The sequence below is a fragment of the Staphylococcus sp. FW104-15G4D genome (assembly GCF_058790135.1).
Genome location: NZ_JBYTCH010000001.1, coordinates 747,746 through 764,422, shown reverse-complemented (window position 1 = coordinate 764,422; position 16,677 = coordinate 747,746). Strand labels below are relative to the sequence as shown.

16 protein-coding genes and 8 pseudogenes are annotated in these 16,677 nt (G+C 32.0%); 2 read left to right on the top strand and 22 right to left on the bottom strand.

Annotation, left to right across the window (positions count from 1 at the left end):
• Position 1: 1 nt before the first annotated feature.
• From AC3WQX_RS03845 to AC3WQX_RS03820, 6 genes are all read right to left on the bottom strand, one after another.
• Entirely contained in the window at positions 2-604 is a 603-nt protein-coding gene (locus AC3WQX_RS03845; protein WP_023350345.1) for a response regulator transcription factor, read from the bottom strand.
• Positions 601-1,701 (bottom strand): sensor histidine kinase, encoded by a 1,101-nt coding sequence (locus tag AC3WQX_RS03840; RefSeq protein ID WP_023350346.1) that lies wholly within the window; start codon positions 1,699-1,701, stop codon positions 601-603. The genes AC3WQX_RS03845 and AC3WQX_RS03840 overlap by 4 nt, the downstream gene beginning before the upstream one ends.
• Positions 1,702-2,433, bottom strand: a complete 732-nt coding sequence (locus AC3WQX_RS03835; RefSeq protein ID WP_002433649.1) for an ABC transporter permease — start codon at positions 2,431-2,433, stop codon at positions 1,702-1,704.
• A complete protein-coding gene (locus AC3WQX_RS03830; RefSeq protein ID WP_023350347.1) occupies positions 2,433-3,308 on the bottom strand; it encodes an ABC transporter ATP-binding protein in 876 nt (291 codons plus the stop codon). The genes AC3WQX_RS03835 and AC3WQX_RS03830 overlap by 1 nt, the downstream gene beginning before the upstream one ends.
• A 179-nt stretch (positions 3,309-3,487) precedes the next feature.
• Positions 3,488-4,960 (bottom strand): cardiolipin synthase, encoded by a 1,473-nt coding sequence (gene cls / locus AC3WQX_RS03825; RefSeq protein ID WP_023350348.1) that lies wholly within the window; start codon positions 4,958-4,960, stop codon positions 3,488-3,490.
• 60 nt (positions 4,961-5,020) lie between these two features.
• Positions 5,021-5,218, bottom strand: coding sequence for a hypothetical protein (locus AC3WQX_RS03820; protein WP_023350349.1), 198 nt, complete (start codon positions 5,216-5,218; stop codon positions 5,021-5,023).
• Positions 5,219-5,536: 318 nt separating this feature from the next.
• Between AC3WQX_RS03820 and AC3WQX_RS03815 the strand changes: the two genes are divergently transcribed.
• On the top strand, positions 5,537-6,562 hold the full coding sequence (locus tag AC3WQX_RS03815; RefSeq protein WP_023350350.1) for a threonine aldolase family protein: 1,026 nt from the start codon (positions 5,537-5,539) through the stop codon (positions 6,560-6,562).
• Positions 6,563-6,721: 159 nt separating this feature from the next.
• On the opposite strand, the pseudogene AC3WQX_RS03810 reads toward AC3WQX_RS03815, so the two are convergent.
• From AC3WQX_RS03810 to hflX, 16 genes and pseudogenes are all read right to left on the bottom strand, one after another.
• Positions 6,722-6,928, bottom strand: a pseudogene (locus tag AC3WQX_RS03810) (DUF4355 domain-containing protein); the annotation flags it as partial.
• Positions 6,916-7,012: pseudogene (locus AC3WQX_RS03805) on the bottom strand (hypothetical protein); the annotation flags it as partial. The pseudogenes AC3WQX_RS03810 and AC3WQX_RS03805, both read right to left, overlap by 13 nt.
• Before the next feature lie 69 nt (positions 7,013-7,081).
• Complete coding sequence (locus AC3WQX_RS03800; RefSeq protein ID WP_023350352.1) at positions 7,082-7,330, bottom strand: hypothetical protein; 249 nt, start codon at positions 7,328-7,330, stop codon at positions 7,082-7,084.
• Between the two features lie 433 nt (positions 7,331-7,763).
• Positions 7,764-8,218: pseudogene (locus tag AC3WQX_RS03795) on the bottom strand (minor capsid protein); the annotation flags it as partial.
• A 163-nt stretch (positions 8,219-8,381) separates the two neighbouring features.
• Positions 8,382-8,531, bottom strand: a pseudogene (locus AC3WQX_RS03790) (DUF4355 domain-containing protein); the annotation flags it as partial.
• Positions 8,519-8,615 (bottom strand): annotated as a pseudogene (locus tag AC3WQX_RS03785) (hypothetical protein); the annotation flags it as partial. The pseudogenes AC3WQX_RS03785 and AC3WQX_RS03790, both read right to left, overlap by 13 nt.
• A gap of 73 nt (positions 8,616-8,688) precedes the next feature.
• Positions 8,689-8,826 (bottom strand): hypothetical protein, encoded by a 138-nt coding sequence (locus tag AC3WQX_RS03780; protein WP_153227378.1) that lies wholly within the window; start codon positions 8,824-8,826, stop codon positions 8,689-8,691.
• A gap of 9 nt (positions 8,827-8,835) precedes the next feature.
• Positions 8,836-9,873 (bottom strand): annotated as a pseudogene (locus AC3WQX_RS03775) (minor capsid protein); the annotation flags it as partial.
• Positions 9,874-10,028: 155 nt separating this feature from the next.
• The gene (locus tag AC3WQX_RS03770; RefSeq protein WP_023350355.1) at positions 10,029-10,181 is read right to left on the bottom strand and encodes a hypothetical protein; all 153 of its coding nucleotides are present in this window, start codon (positions 10,179-10,181) and stop codon (positions 10,029-10,031) included.
• Positions 10,169-10,265: pseudogene (locus tag AC3WQX_RS03765) on the bottom strand (hypothetical protein); the annotation flags it as partial. The pseudogene AC3WQX_RS03765 and the gene AC3WQX_RS03770, both read right to left, overlap by 13 nt.
• A 76-nt stretch (positions 10,266-10,341) precedes the next feature.
• Complete coding sequence (locus AC3WQX_RS03760) at positions 10,342-10,533, bottom strand: hypothetical protein (protein WP_037560577.1); 192 nt, start codon at positions 10,531-10,533, stop codon at positions 10,342-10,344.
• Positions 10,534-10,538: 5 nt separating this feature from the next.
• Positions 10,539-11,397, bottom strand: a pseudogene (locus AC3WQX_RS03755) (minor capsid protein); the annotation flags it as partial.
• Positions 11,398-11,468: 71 nt separating this feature from the next.
• A complete protein-coding gene (gene glnA, locus AC3WQX_RS03750; protein WP_002433573.1) occupies positions 11,469-12,809 on the bottom strand; it encodes a type I glutamate--ammonia ligase in 1,341 nt (446 codons plus the stop codon).
• A 19-nt stretch (positions 12,810-12,828) separates the two neighbouring features.
• The gene (locus AC3WQX_RS03745; protein WP_002433929.1) at positions 12,829-13,197 is read right to left on the bottom strand and encodes a MerR family transcriptional regulator; all 369 of its coding nucleotides are present in this window, start codon (positions 13,195-13,197) and stop codon (positions 12,829-12,831) included.
• A gap of 260 nt (positions 13,198-13,457) precedes the next feature.
• On the bottom strand, positions 13,458-14,696 hold the full coding sequence (locus AC3WQX_RS03740; protein WP_023350358.1) for a methionine gamma-lyase family protein: 1,239 nt from the start codon (positions 14,694-14,696) through the stop codon (positions 13,458-13,460).
• A gap of 16 nt (positions 14,697-14,712) precedes the next feature.
• Positions 14,713-15,948 (bottom strand): GTPase HflX, encoded by a 1,236-nt coding sequence (gene hflX / locus AC3WQX_RS03735; protein ID WP_023350359.1) that lies wholly within the window; start codon positions 15,946-15,948, stop codon positions 14,713-14,715.
• Between the two features lie 111 nt (positions 15,949-16,059).
• On the opposite strand from hflX, the gene AC3WQX_RS03730 reads away from it, so the two are divergent.
• Positions 16,060-16,536 (top strand): glutathione peroxidase, encoded by a 477-nt coding sequence (locus AC3WQX_RS03730; RefSeq protein ID WP_023350360.1) that lies wholly within the window; start codon positions 16,060-16,062, stop codon positions 16,534-16,536.
• The last annotated feature ends 141 nt before the right edge of the window (positions 16,537-16,677 follow it).

Genomic DNA, 16,677 nt, shown 5'->3' with positions numbered 1-16,677 from the left:
TTTATATCCATCCTTTAGCAATTGCTTTTTTCCATGCATCAAAGCGATTTTCAGAGCACATTTTATCAATAATCGTACTTGTATAATTCCTAACAGTACCATTAGACAAGTACAATTTTTCAGCAATTTCTTTACTACTTAAACCGTTGCCTATTTCTTTTAATACAACTTGTTCCTTATGCGTTAATGGATTTGACTCACTAAATAAAGTAGTCATCAATGAGGTACTATATTCTTTTTCACCATTCATAACTTTATAAATAGTATTGACTAAATCTTCTACAGAACGTTCTTTCAACACATAGGCATCTACATCGTTAGCTACAGCTTTCTCAAAATAACCAGGTCGCTTAAATGTTGTCACTATAATTACACGAGTATTTATCCCTTTAGCTCGAATTTGAGCTAAAATTTCTAACCCAGTCATACTAGGAATCTCTATATCTAAGATGGCTACATCGGGTTCTTTATTTTCAATTAATTGAAGTGCTTCTTCACCATTCTCGACATCATTTAAAACTTTCATATCCTCATGCATTTCAATAAGTTGTACCATGGCTTGTCTTAACATTAATTGATCTTCAGCTATTATTAGTGATATCACATTAATTCACTCCTAGGAATTCTGACTATTATTGTAGTGCCTTCATTTGATTGAACTTTAACTTCTCCATTTAAATATGCGGTACGTTCTCTAATACTTTTAAGTGAACTCGCGTCATCGTCATCGATACCTACCCCGTTATCACTCACAATCAATGTGATTTCGTGTTGCTTTTCTTTAATTTTCCCTACAACTTCTGTGGCATGTGCATGTTTAATTACATTATTAATCGCTTCTCTTAATATCATCGATAGTATGGATTGCTTGGCCGGGTTTAATGACCTCGCAGCACTTTTATTTTTGAAAATAAAATTCAAATTTGCATCATGAAGAATAGATTCTACTGATAAAACTTCCTCTTCAAATGATTGGACTTTCAAGTCATCTATAATAGTGCGTACTTTATTAAGTGTCTCTCTAGATAACTCATTAATTGCTCGCATTTCATTTCTAGCCGCCTCTTTGTCGGTATCAAGGAGTTTAGTGGCAAGTTCAGATTTTAACGTTAAACTTGCAAACACATGACCCAAAGTATCATGAAGATCTTGACCAATACGATTTCGTTCTTGTTCTGCTATAAGTACGTTAATATATTTATTCTTCTCTTCGAGTTCTTTACGCACCCTACGATCTTTACGCACTTGAAAATTACCAAACGCAATCATCAAGATGACGATGTAGTAAATTATCATCGTATACACATATTCATGATGCGTAATATAGGTTAAAAAGGCACATATAATCATTGTAGTAATAAAACTTATAAATTCTTTTGATTTCACTCCCACATCGAAAATGAAGGGTAAAGCAAATGCACTATAAAAAAAGAACATACTCAATAATGGTTCATAAGCATAAACAAAATACATGATGCAGAGATAATGGATAAGCAAAAAGATATATAAGTGATTTTTATTTATCTTAGTGTGAAAGAGGACAAGGATTAGATACGAGATAGTAAAGATAGATAAAATAATACTATACACCAAAATATTATATTGATGTTCACTATAAAATAATCCAAATATCGGAAATATTAAATATATAAGTGAAGAAATTTCACCCATCCTTACTCCAAAACCACGCTTTGATCTCATTTAAGACACATCTTTCTTTTTATTAATCAGTAAAGCAATACTTAGGAAAATTATACTATACACAAGTAAAAAGCCAAGTGACTCATAATTGATACCTTTATCTTTACCTAAATCTAACGACATTTGCTTTAAGTGATAGGTAGGCATTTTTTTAGAAATGGTCTGTAACCAATCTGGAAAAGTATTAATCGGAAACCATAAACCACCTACTATAGCCATAGCCATATTAAGTAAATTTGCTACACTACTCGCCTTTTGACTATCACTAAATTGTGCAATAATCAGTCCTAAAGTTAAGAATAAACTTGCTCCCACCCATAAAGTAACTCCAGATAGTAACCAATCTGATAAATTCATACTTACATCTTTATAAAAGTGTGCCACTGTGAAAATAACTATAATCGCTCCTAAAAATTGGCACATGGTTTTTAAGACTTTTACTAAATAATATTGTGATGGCTTTAAAGGAGTAGACATCAAATGTTTATACCAACCATTGTTTCTCTCCTCAATCATGTCTAGAGGAAATGACAACATACAAAAATTTAATAAACTAAATACAGTCATACTGTACATATACTCCTTATAAAACGGTTCTTTAGCTTCTTCAGGTAAATCCAACAACGAAGTAAATAAAAGATAGAATGCTAATGGTAGAAATATAGACATGAATAAATATAGCTTCTTTCTAAACATCACTTTAAATTCAGTTTTAAAAAATGTGGCTACCATTATAAAGTCACTCCTTCTTGATCACTATTATTCGAAAACATAATATCTAATAATGAAGTTTTATGAATTTCAATTTGGTTTAAATCAATGTGACGATCAATTAACTTTTGTATAACTGTATCAACGTGATTCGTTCTCACTTCATAATTATTTTTATACTTTGCAATTTCAAACTCATTCTCTAACTCTTCAACCATATCTTTACAAATTGGTGGTAAAACTACTGTGGAATAAGTCTGTTGATTTTTAATCTGTTCAGGAGAATCACTTAATTGAATTCGACCTTCATCTAGTAAAACTACATGATCAGCCATTCGCTCAACCTCCTCAATGTAATGAGATGTATAAAGAATCGTGACATTCTTTGATTTGAGATCCTCAATCATTCTCCAGAAATGTTCTCTTGTTTCAATATCCATAGCAGTTGTAGGCTCGTCTAGTATTAAAAATTCAGGTTGACCAACGAGTGTTAATGCAAAATCAAGAATACGTTTTTGTCCTCCAGATAACTGATTTGCCATCTGATTCATTTGGGTTTCACTAAATTGAGTAATATCTAAAAAACGTGATGTTGATATCGAATTTGCGTAAAAAGACTGATGAAGTTTAAATAATTCTTTTACTTTGAAAAATTTAGGAAAATTAGTTTTTTGAAATAAGATTGCCATTTTATGATGATTGATCATTCTAGACTTATCGATAATCTCCCCCTTATCACCTTGCATATTACCAATTAATATATCTATAAGCGTTGACTTTCCTGCACCATTTTTACCAATTAAAGCTGTACAAGAATGTTCCTTAATTTCTAAATTAATATCATTGAGTACCCTAGTCTTCTTGAATGACTTAGATAAATTGTTAATCTTTATCATGATAATCACGCCTTTTCTTTAGGATATATACAATTTATCAATTACTAGGTACATAATTTAGTTCATTTTGTCATTATTAGTACGTGACATTTGTCATTTATTTTTTAGTTTACATAATAAAGTTATTAGCAACTAAAAATCCTCGCTCTTTCGAACGAGGATTCTACTTAATTATTAGTTTATAAAATTGGTGAAATTAACTTAGCTAAATCTTCTCTAAACTTAATTGAAAGTGGACGTTGCTCATATTTTTCTTTGGTAAGAAGTTTTGATTTCTTCACGTCTTCTTCGAAAGCATGACGCAATTGTTGTGCAATTTCTTTGTCGTACACAAAGGCATTAATTTCAAAGTTTAACTCGAAACTTCTAAAGTCCATGTTCGCACTACCTACAGATGAAACTTCATCATCGATCATCAATATTTTAGAATGTATAAATCCATTCTGATAAGTATAAATTTTTACACCACTATCTAACAAATCAGCTGCATTTGAAAATGTAGCCCAATATACAAATGGATGATCAGGTTTACATGGAATCATCAAATTGACGTCTACCCCACTATTTGCAGCCATTTTCAGCGCGTTAATATAAGATTGATCTGGTATAAAGTAAGGGCTTTGAAGATAAATTGATTTTCTTGCACTCATTATCATTTTTGTATAACCATATTCAATTTGGTGAAGATCGAAAGCTGGTCCACTCGATGCAATTTGTAATGCTTTATCTCCTTTTTCCCCAGTCTTTTTAGGGAAATATTTTTGGTCATATTCGAACTGTGGTCGATGTGCTTGTGAGTTCCAATCTAGAATAAATCTTAGTTGCAGTGCGTCAATACTATCACCTTGAACACGTAGGTGTGTATCTCTCCAATAACCTAATTTACCTAGACCTAAATAGTCATCACCTATATTAAAACCACCGACATAGCCAACTTGACCATCTATGATAATAATTTTTCTGTGATTTCGGTTATTCATTCTAAAGTTGATGATAGGTAATTTAGAGGCAAAAAAGGCTTCAACCTCTCCACCTAGAGACTTAAATTTTTTAAATTTAGCCATATTCACTTTTTTCGAACCTACATCATCATATAATAATTTGACTTCTAAGCCTTCTTTAAGTTTAGTTTCTAATGCATCGATAATACGATTTCCAAGGCCATCAAGTTCAAATGTATAATACTCCAGATGAATATAATCTTTAGCGTTATAGATATCCTCTATAACTTTATCAAATAGTTGATGACCGTCCGTAAATAATTCAATTTTATTATTCTCTGTTAAAAAAGCATCTTGTTTCATCAATAACATTCGGATTAAATCATGATGTTTTGTAACTTGGTCGTTTGGAGAATTAAAATTTAATTTTTCAAAGCTATTTGCTTGTGCTTTAACTAAATCTTGGAAAGCATCCAACTCTTTCCCATTATTTTTCTCTAGCTTTTTCTTAGAAACAGTTCGACCTAGGAATAAGTAAAGAATGAAACCTACTATTGGTAATAAGAAAAGTACAAATAGCCATGCCCATGTGGAACTTGCACTTCGTCGGTCCTTTTCCAAGAAAATGATAATAAAAGCAAGTATCAAATTAATGATAAATCCTAGGACTAATAAAATCGCTAAAATAGTACCAAAATATCCTAAATTCATGAATGTTAACTCCTATATGTATTTCCACCTGAATCATATCAAGTGGATATTTCTCTTATATTATTCTTTAGTAACTAAAGTTACTATTGCGTTATAATCTTCTTCTATATTTGGAAACTTTCGCTCCTCAATTTGTTTAATAGTGATATTTAATAAGCTATATGCACTACCTTCATCTGACTTAAGAAAATCATTAACGCTTTTTTCCAAACTTTCAATAGAATCTTCTGTAAATGTTTTGAATTTAATTTGTTGCATAAGGTACATTCCCCTTTCTTTATGTTGATTAAATGATAGAACTTTTCATATAAAAATTCAATTATTACAGAAACAATTTGTTTAATTGCCACTTATTTAAATAGGTTGTTCGGAATATATTTTAATTTTAGTTATCATGATGTATAATAACAACATTCGATTGAATATTCAGAATTATCTATCTTTTGATATTTTTATTAGTTAATCATTTCTTGTTTACTACCCCTAAAAATGAGAATTTATTTTTCTAATAAAAGTGAATCATCAAGATGTATTGAATAATATTGAAGATTGGATTTAACTTAGGAGGGAAAGTTAATGATTTCATTTGAAAATGATTACTTAGAAGGTGCACATGAGAAAGTACTCAAACGACTTATTGATACAAACATGGTTCAAGCTGCTGGATACGGCTTTGATGACTTCTCATCACAAGCAGCTGATAAAATTAGAGAAACTATCAAGTGTCCTGAGGCAACTGTAAGATTTTTAGTTGGCGGAACTCAAACAAACCAAGTAGTTATCAATTCTATGTTGAAAAGTTACGAAGGTGTTATATCAGCAGATACGGGACATGTGGCGGTTCATGAAGGTGGCGCGATTGAATTTAGTGGCCATAAAGTTTTAGCCATCCCATCAGAAGAAGGAAAAATATCCGCTAAAGGTGTTGAAGCTTACTTAGAAACTTTTTATAGTGACTTCAAAAAAGAACATATGGTATTTCCTGGGATGGTTTATATTTCTCATCCTACAGAATATGGCACACTATATACAAAAGAGGAATTAAATAGTTTAGCCAAAGTTTGTCGTCAACATGAGATACCATTATTTATGGATGGTGCTAGACTCGGTTACGGGTTGATGAGTGAAAATACCGACGTCACTATTGAAGATGTAGCTAAATATTGTGACATCTTTTATATTGGTGGTACTAAAATAGGTGCACTATGTGGTGAGGCAATTGTATTCACTAAGAATAATGAGCCAAAAAACTTTACAACCATTATTAAACACCATGGCGCTTTACTAGCTAAAGGTCGATTAACTGGTATCCAATTCTTAGAGTTATTTACAGATGATTTATATTTTAAAATTAGTAAACATGCGATTGATATGGCTAAGAAAGTCAAAAACGGATTTTTAGAAAATGGATATCAAGTCTATTTTGACTCACCCACGAACCAACAATTCTTTGTACTCAGTAACGATAAAATAAAAGAATTAGAGAAGAAAGTTAAATTCGCAGTGTGGGAAAAATATGATGATAATCACCGTGTTGTAAGATTTGCGACTAGTTGGGCAACTACTGAAGAAAATGTAGAACAGTTGTTGAAGTTAATTTAATATACTGCTATTTAAATTTGAAGAGATTTCGTCTATTCTTAATTTACTTTGGAAATAAAAGGTTAATGATTGATTATTGTGAGAATGCGACGAGATCTTTTTATTATGGTTAATTTATTAAAATTTGAACACCGGACTCATTGAGCATTGAACTGGTTTCATTTTTGCCAGTTTCTTAGCTTCTTTAATTGCATTTCTAATACATTCATCAGATTTTCTTTTTTCTCTAGCTAGACGGTCTTTAATCATTTGAGATACTTCTTCTTGGGAGAATGTTTTCTCATTTTGCTGTGATTATTCATGAGTTGTTTCTAAATTCTCATTATGCTTCGTTTCTTCAATAATATTACTTTGATTGTTCTCCATGAGATATACCTCCGTTTATAGTCTGTCGACTGCGTATTCCATACGTGCTTTTATAACGTCATCAGCACGTTTTGGACATAAAAAATAACCTTCCGTAAAAGGTTAAAAAAGTTTATAAAAATAGCACCTTAATCTATATCTTTGTTAGGTGCTCTATCCCCAAGCTACAAGTTCAGATTTGGGAAACATTTTTTTACTGGTATTCAATTCTATTCTTTCGATAGCATGTATAAAATAATTATCTTTTTCTTTATCTTCTATCTCAGATTTTTCAGCATTGATAATTTGAAGACTGTCTATATTCACATGAATAACACCTGGCTTAATATTTTCATTATCATTAGGATAATATTTATATATAACAGTCTGGTTATTTTTTTCTTGAAGTTTTAAAATTAGCAAATAATCTCACCTCTATTTAATTAATGCGCTGTAATTGTATTTTTTTCAGATAGTATATGTGCTTCTTTATAACTTAAATTATACTTATTCATTAAAAAGTGTTCAAGTGCTTCGTGCTTTAGCATTATTACATCCATAGATTTAATATTTTTCCCTTTTCTCAATCTTTACCAACTTTGAGCCATATAAAAATCAGGGTCAAATTGTTTAATGCCATTGTCTAGTAGATACTTGTTCTCAAATAGGTGTTCATAAACTCTTTTAATCGCTTTTTCATTCATATTCACATTGTTTGCAATAGTTTTTATCTCTGCCAGTTTATCACGATTTTTTACTGAATTATAATACGTTTGTGCGTGCTTTCTTCTTTTAACACCGTGTTTATCATTTTTGTTACTAAGTGCACCTGACTCGCTAAGGTAATCTTTAATCTGATACTTATCTTTACGTTCATTAAAGAATTTATCCCGCCAGTTTCCCAAATGCGGTACTGTAGTACTTCTACACCATGGATGCATTGGTGGAGCATTGATGCCTGGAACCATGTCTTTAACTTTAAATACTTTGCCATTTAATGTGTGACATATTTTAGATGTTTTCTTGTCAATTTTTGCTACATACTTGTACTCGCCATCTTCACCTAAATCTTTAAGATAAGTTAGCTTCTGTGATTCAGCCTGCACACGTGCAGATTCAGTAACTAACAATCTACTTGCATTATAAGTATTTGTAACAGTATGTTTCTCATAAACAGTTACATACTCATTAGGATGTCTTCCCCTAAGTGACACATTACTAGCCGTTCTTTCCACTACTTTTTTGAATTACGGCACTATCTTGCCATACTCTTCTAGACCATTTCACACCTTTAAAATTACTATTAACAACACAAAAAAGAGCCGAGACAGTTTCGCCTCAGCTCTTACCCCTAATGTGGTTCCCCTGTTTTGTTTAGCGCTTTAGTATTGTTTCATGTACTGCTCGCGTTCCCATTCAGATTTGCCAGTTTTTCAGCCTCTTGAATGGCATCCTTAATACGTTCATCAGATTTTCTTCTTTCTCTTGCTAAACGATCTTTAATCATTTGAGATACTTCTTCTTGGGAGAATGTTTTCTCCTTTTGCTGTGATTATTCATGAGTTGTTTCTAATTTCTCATTATGCTTCGTTTCTTCAATAATATTACTTTGATTGTTCTCCATGAGATATACCTCCGTTTATAGTCTGTCGACTGCGTATTCCATACTTGCTTTTATAACGTCATCAGCACGTTTTGGACATAAAAAATAACCTTCCGGAGAAGGTTAAAAAAGTGTATAAAAATAGCACCACTTTCTATATATTTGTGTAGAAAGGATGCTATTTATCTTGTGATTTTGACTGTTCTTTTTCTAATTGTTTCGTTTTTTTGTATGCTCTTTCTTCTTCAAGACTTTTTTCAATATCTTTAATTAATTCTTTTATGTTACATTCTCCATCTAACTGATATATAGCCATAAAAATTCACTACTTTCTACTAATTATACCAAAATTATATATTTTCTTTAAAAATTTATCAACTATTTTTTTATCTACTTGATTTCCTACATCTATTAGCAATTCTTTATACAAACTTAATGCTGCTTCTTTTGAATAGTTTTCACCTTTTGTCAGATATTTAGTTTTTCCATAATTTGTAACTATTGTTATACTTTTGATAGAATTTAACCTTATAAATAAAGAAATATCATTCAATGAAAAACCTGATTGTCCTGGATGATTATGTAACATAATGATTGAATTAGGTTTACTTTTAAATAATAACTCTGTCCCCTTTTCTCCAGGATAAAATGAAACTGTATCTTGATTACCATATAACTTGGTAACTTTACCATCTTTTAACAAATAAGCAACTTCATTACTATCATTGTTTTCTTTAGCATCTCTAAGTAATTTTTTATGTTGTTCTTGTATAAAATGATTTTCTTCTTTTGTATGTGTTGGAATATCAACATATCTTACTTTATCAATCGCTTGATCAGTAATATTAATTTTCTTACCTAACACTTTAGCTTGTTTAAGCTCGTTATTTTCTTCTTTTTGTTCTACTCGATACTTACCTTCACGCTCTTTAAAGAACTTGTCTCGCCAACTGCCGACATGTGGCACTGTGGTACTTCTACACCAAGGATGCATCGGTGGCGCATTCACACCTGGTATCATGTCTTTAACTTTAAATACTTTGCCATTTAATGTGTGACATATTTTAGATGTTTTCTTGTCAATTTTTGCTACATACTTGTACTCGCCATCTTCACCTAAATCTTTAAGATAAGTTAACTTCTGTGATTCAGCCTGCACACGTGCAGATTCAGTAACTAACAATCTACTTGCATTATAAGTAGTGGAATTTGTTTGCTTTTTAAACTCAGATACATACTCATTAGGATGTCTCCCTCTAAGTAATACATTGCTCGTCGTTTTTTCCACTTCTTTTTGAACTACAGCCATATCTTGCCATAATCTTTTAGACCACTTCACACCTTTAAAATTACTGTTAACAACACAAAAAAGAGCCGAGACAGTTTCGCCTCAGCTCTTACCCCTAATGTGGTTCCCCTATTTTGTTTAGCGCTTTAGTATTGTTTCATGTACTGCTCGCGTTCCCATTCAGATTTGCCAGTTTTTCAGCCTCCTAGATGACATCCTTAATACGTTCATCAGATTTTTTCTCTAGCTAAACGATCTTTAATCATTTGAGATACTTCTGCTTGGGAGAATGTGTGCTCCTTTTGCTGTGATTGTTCATGAGTTGTTTCTAAATTCTCATTATGCTTCGTTTCTTCAGTAATATTACTTTGATTGTTCTCCATGAGATATACCTCCGTTTATAGTCTGTCGACTGCGTATTCCATACTTGCTTTTATAACGTCATCAGCACGTTTTGGACATAAAAAATAACCTTCTGTAGAAGGTTAAAAAAGTGTATAAAAATAGCACCACTTTCTATTTATATGGGTAGAAAGGATGCTTTCAGTTTAAAACAATTGACTTAATTTTATTCTCTGTTATATCGTATAAAATACTACCTGTATCTATTTCTATTGAATTAAATCCATCAAAATTATCATATTTATCATCAAAATCTGTCACTTTTCCAACTAATACTTTATTATTAGTAAGAGTTAATTTGACAATTTTTCCTAAGTAATATTGTAAATTCAAATTAATCACTCCTTTTTAATGTAAGGTACCACATGAAAACCAGTTTTAGAATAATGAACTTTACCTAATTTTGTTTCAATATATTCATCATTTACATAAGATTTGCCGATTATCTTGTTGTAGTTAATAATTTGTTTATTTCTAAATTTCCCTTCATCATCAAATAAAACAGGAAAATTAATAAATTCTTTTTTAGTTATTTTTTCAATCTCCTTGGGATCCAGCGTAATATAACTTGGCAAGATAGAAGAATTATATTTCTTATTATAGTATGCTTTTGTATTTAAAATATGGCGTTCTTGCTTTTCATTATTCAATTCTATCTTTATTTTACCACTACGTATCATATCAAGCATTTCTTTTTTCGCTTTTTCTTGTAATTTTTCTTTTTCTATTACATTGTCCTGTATCCGATACTTATCTTTACGTTCAGTAAAGAATTTATCCCGCCAGTTTCCCACATGCGGTACTGTAGTACTTCTGCACCAAGGGTGCATAGGTGGAGCATTAACTCCAGGTATCATATCTTTAACTTTAAATACTTTGCCATTTAATGTGTGACATATTTTAGATGTTTTCTTGTCAATTTTTGCTACATACTTGTACTCGCCATCTTCACCTAAATCTTTAAGATAAGTTAGCTTCTGTGATTCAGCCTGAACACGTGCAGATTCAGTAACTAACAATCTACTTGCTTTATAAGTAGTAGTGTTAGTTAGTTTCTTAAAATCCTTTATATACTCATTGGGATGTCTCCCTCTAAGTAACATTACTCGTCGTTCTTTCCACTTCTTTTTGAACTATAGCCATATCTTGCCATACTCTTCTAGACCATTTCACACCTTTAAAATTATTATTAACAACACAAAAAAGAGCCGAGACAGTTTCGCCTCAGCTCTTACCCCTAATGTGGTTCCCCTATTTTGTTTAGCGCTTTAGTATTGTTTCATGTACTGCTCGCGTTCCCATTCAGAAACTTGAGTACGGTAATAATCCCATTCAATTGATTTAGAGTTAATAAATTGATTGTAAATGTGATTTCCTAAAGCTTTTTTGATTGAAGGATTTTCACGCATTGATTTTAACGCAGTATACAATGTTGATGGTAAGTCTTGGATGCCAACTGCTTCTCGTTCTTCACGATTCATTTCGTAGATATTTTGATTTACTGGTTCTGGTACTTCTAGTTTATTCTTAATTCCGTCTAATCCTGCTTCAAGGATTGCTGCTAAAGCCATGTAAGGGTTAGCTGCAGGGTCAACTGAACGTACTTCAATACGAGTTGACAATCCTCTTGAAGAAGGTACACGTACTAATGGAGAACGGTTTTTACCACTCCAAGCGATATAACATGGTGCTTCGTAACCTGGCACTAAACGTTTATAAGAGTTTACTAGAGGGTTACATACTGCAGTGAAACCACGTGCATTTTTAAGAACACCTGCTGTAAATTGATAAGCTGTTTCTGTTAATTGCATTTCGCCATTTGGATCGTAGAATGCATTTTCTTTACCTTTGAATAGTGAAACGTTAAAGTGCATTCCGCTTCCGTTAACACCAAATAGTGGTTTAGGCATAAATGTCGCATGTAAATTATGTTTACGAGCAATAGTTTTTACAACAAGTTTGAATGTTTGAATATTATCACATGCTGTTACAGCATCTGCATATTTAAAGTCAATTTCATGTTGACCAGGTGCAACTTCATGGTGACTTGCTTCAATATCAAAGCCCATATCCTCTAATTCTAATACGATATCACGACGGCAATTCTCACCTAAGTCTGTAGGTGCTAAGTCGAAGTAACCACCATCATCATTAAGTTCTAATGTTGGTTCACCTTTTTCATCTAATTTGAATAAGAAGAATTCTGGTTCAGGCCCCAAGTTGAAGTCTGTGAATCCCATATCTTCCATTTCTTTTAAAACTCGTTTTAAGTTAGCACGAGGGTCACCTTCAAATGGAGTACCATCTGTTTTAAATACATCACAGATTAAACGTGCAACTTTACCTTGTCCAGCAGTCCATGGGAAAATTACCCAAGTATCTAAATCTGGATGTAAATACATATCAGATTCTTCAATTCTTACAAATCCTTCGATTGAAGAACCATCAAACATCATTTCATTATCTAAAACTTTTTCTAATTGGCTAACAGGAACCTCTACGTTTTTAATTGTTCCTAAAATATCAGTAAATTGTAATCTTAAATATCTTACGTTTTCCTCTTCAGCAAACTTACGAATATCATCTTTTGTAAAACTACGTTTTGGCATGGTTTTAATCCTCCAAATTTTATTTAATAAATCTTGATAAGTCACCACGATTTATTGGTAATGTTTCGCTACGCGGTTTCTGTGTTGCATCTACAATCATTCTTTTTCTAGTCTCTTGTTCGTCTGTCGATAAGTGATCTTGATCATCAAAAATGATTTGTTTAATACCTTTAATGTTAAAACCCTTTTCAATTAAAGATTTAATTTCTAAAAGTCTATCCAAATCATTCATTGAAAATAACCTTTTGTTACCTTCAGTTCTTTCAGGTGTAATGAGTTCATGTGTCTCATAGTATCGAATTTGTCTTGGACTTAGTTCGGTTAATTTACTCACTACACTCATAGAGAATACGGCCATGTTACGTCTGATTGAATCGTTAGACTGCACTTGAACCTCTCCTCTACTTTTGAACTTGTCATTAATTTAGCATAGTTTTATCGATAATACAAAAGTATGTAAGGTTTTCTAACATAAAATATCAAAAACCTGTCATATCAATATTTCTACTACCAAATTCATTCAAAATTTTTAATTAATTTCAGGCAACAACTTATACTTTTTAAAATAATTTTATAATTTTCTGACAAAAAGTTCAAACAAATACAAAACTCTCTAAATCAAGTTTATTTAGAGAGTTACATTAATCTTTATATCAAGTTTTGTTTTCGCAGTTGTGTAACTGCTCGTGTTACAGCTAATTTAACATGTTCATAAGTAAGTCCACCTTGTACGTATGCCTCATATGGTGGTCTAATAGGACCATCCGCTGATAATTCTATAGAGGAGCCTTGTACAAAGGTACCTGCTGCCATAATGACATCATCTTCGTATCCAGGCATATAACTAGGTTCTGGACTAAAATGTGCATTAATTGGAGAAGCATGTTGTATACTTTGACAGAAAGATATCATTTGTTCTTTCGTCTCAAATTGTACCGTTTGGATTAAGTCTGTACGTTTTACATTGTATTTAGGTGTCGTTTTCATGTTTAACTTTTCAAGAAGAAGACTGGTAAACAATGCGCCTTTCAAACTTTGACTGACTACATGAGGAGCTAAAAAGAATCCTTGATACATTTCTTGTAAAGAATTTAAAGATGCTCCCGCTTCTTTACCAATACCTGGCGCAGTTAAGCGATAACCGCATCTCTCAATTAAATCTTTACGACCTGCTATATACCCGCCTATCTTAGCTAGTCCACCACCAGGGTTCTTAATGAGTGAACCTGCGATTAAGTCAGCCCCTACTTCAATAGGTTCTTTATCTTCAACAAATTCTCCATAGCAATTATCTACGAATATAATGACACTCGGATGCTGTGTTTTAATTGTATCAATCGCCTCTTCAATTTCATCCACCGGAATTGACGGGCGTTGATCATAACCTTTAGAACGTTGAATAGCAACAACTTTCGTTTTCTCATTTATTGCACTAAGTACAGAAGGAATATCAATTTTACCATTTTTCAATTTGACCTCGTTATAGTGCACACCATGTTCTTTTAAACTTTCTATACCATTCCCGTTCACACCTATCACTTCTAGTAAAGTGTCATATGGACTTCCAGTGATATATAATAACTCGTCACCATATTTTAAAGTACTCTGCAGAGCTAGCGTAATTGCATGGGTACCTGAAATGATTTGTGGTCTGACAAGGGCATCTTCAGCTTTAAATGTGTGAGCGTAAATTTCTTCTAAATGATCTCTACCAAAATCGTCATAACCGTACCCGGTAGATCCTTGCAAGTCACTCTCTGTAGCTTTGACATGGTGAAATGCGTCTAATACTTTTTCTTGATTGATTAACGCAGTTTTCTCAATATCTTTGAAGAATGGTGCTAAAGTCGTTTCAACTTCTTCAATTAATTTGGTCATTTCTTCCATGATTTTTCTTCCTTCTTTATTTTTTATAACCTTTAATACTATAAGTCTCATTGTCTTCATTGAAATAAAGTTCATCAACTAGTGTGTGTTGCTTTAAGAAGTACAATCGATTTGCATCTGTACTATCAACTGTTTCTTCATAATAGTCTAAATGATGTTTTATTTCATCAATCATTAAGTTTCTAACTTTATCTTTATCATTTTCATCACGACTAGATACAAATACATATGGCGATTTAGCAACTGGAGCCTCTTGAGCTTCTGTGCATAAATCTTTTTTATTGAAAATGACAGCCTGAGGTATTTGATCCATATTTAAATCATCAATGATTTGATTAACTGTATCATATTGCGTACGATGTTCAGGATGACTCGCATCAACAACGTGTAATAGTAAATCTGCATCTTTAGCTTCTTCAAGCGTAGATTTGAACGCAGCAACAAGTGTTGTAGGTAATTTCTGAATGAAACCTACTGTATCTGAAATAATAAGATTAAACCCTTCATTTATTTGTATTTGACGTGTTTTTGGGTCTAATGTTGCAAAGAGTAAATCCTTTTCGTAGGTTTCTTCATTCGCTAAAACGTTAAACCAAGATGATTTTCCAGCATTCGTATAACCAACTAAGGCAACTTGGAAAACTTGATTCTGTTCTCGTTTATTTCTATATCTTTCACGATGTTCAACTACTGATTGTAGTTGATGCTTGATTTCATTCATGCGTGTTCTAATATGACGTCGATCCATTTCAAGTTTTGTTTCACCTGGACCTCTTGTACCTATGCCACCGCCTAAACGAGAAAGACTCTTTCCATGACCTTGCAATCGTGGTAAAAGATAATCAAGTTGTGCAAGTTCAACTTGTAATTTACCTTCTCTACTTCTTGCTCTTAATGCGAATATTTCTAAAATCAATTGGGTTCTATCGATGATTTTTATGCCCAAATTATCATTTAATGTTTTAGATTGAGCCGTCGTTAATTCATCATTTGTAACGACAACATCTATATCATGAAATTCGATGAAAGCTTTAATTTCCTCTATTTTACCTTTACCTACATAATATTTATGATCAAATTGTTCTCTATTTTGAGTGATTTGTCCCTTAACATTTAAACGGCAAGTTTGAGATAAAGCTTCTAATTCTTCCATAGTTGAATCAAAATTAAATTGATTATCCGTTTGAGCATGTACACCGATTAAAACAGCAGTCTCTAATTTCTTCTTAGTCGTATGTGGTTGCTGTGCCATGATATACATCTCCTTTTAAAAAGTTACTCAAAACATTCTATCATAGAGTATAAACAAAGACTATACGGTTAAATTATGTTAAATTTGAAGTAAATCGAAAGGGTGATAAATATGGAAACAATTTATGATTTCGTAGTACAAAAAAATAATGGTGAAAATTATAAATTAGAACAGTATAAAGGCGACGTAATGCTAATCGTAAACACTGCTAGTGAATGTGGTTTTACTCCACAATTTGAAGGATTACAGAAGTTATATGATAACTATAAAGATAAAGGCTTTATCGTCTTAGGTTTCCCTTGTAATCAATTTGGCGGACAAGAACCTGGTTCAGGAGAAGAGGCCGCTCAAAATTGTAAAATTAATTATGGCGTTACTTTCCCTATTCATGAGAAAGTAGACGTTAAAGGCGACAATCAACATCCTTTATTCCGTTATTTAACTGATGCTGCAAAAGGTATGTTAAATGAAAAAATAAAATGGAATTTCACTAAATTCTTAGTTGATCGTGAGGGTAATGTTATTAAACGCTTTTCTCCTCAGAAAAAACCAGACCAAATCGCAAGTGAAATTGAAAAATTATTATAATTAATAAGTAAGAGTAATTTAGAGTATAACTACAATGAAAAATGCTTCATGTAATGTGTAATTATTGAAATTAAGACTAACTTCAATCAACACATTGCATGAAGCATTTTTTTATTACAAACATTCCCTTGATTTGTTCTA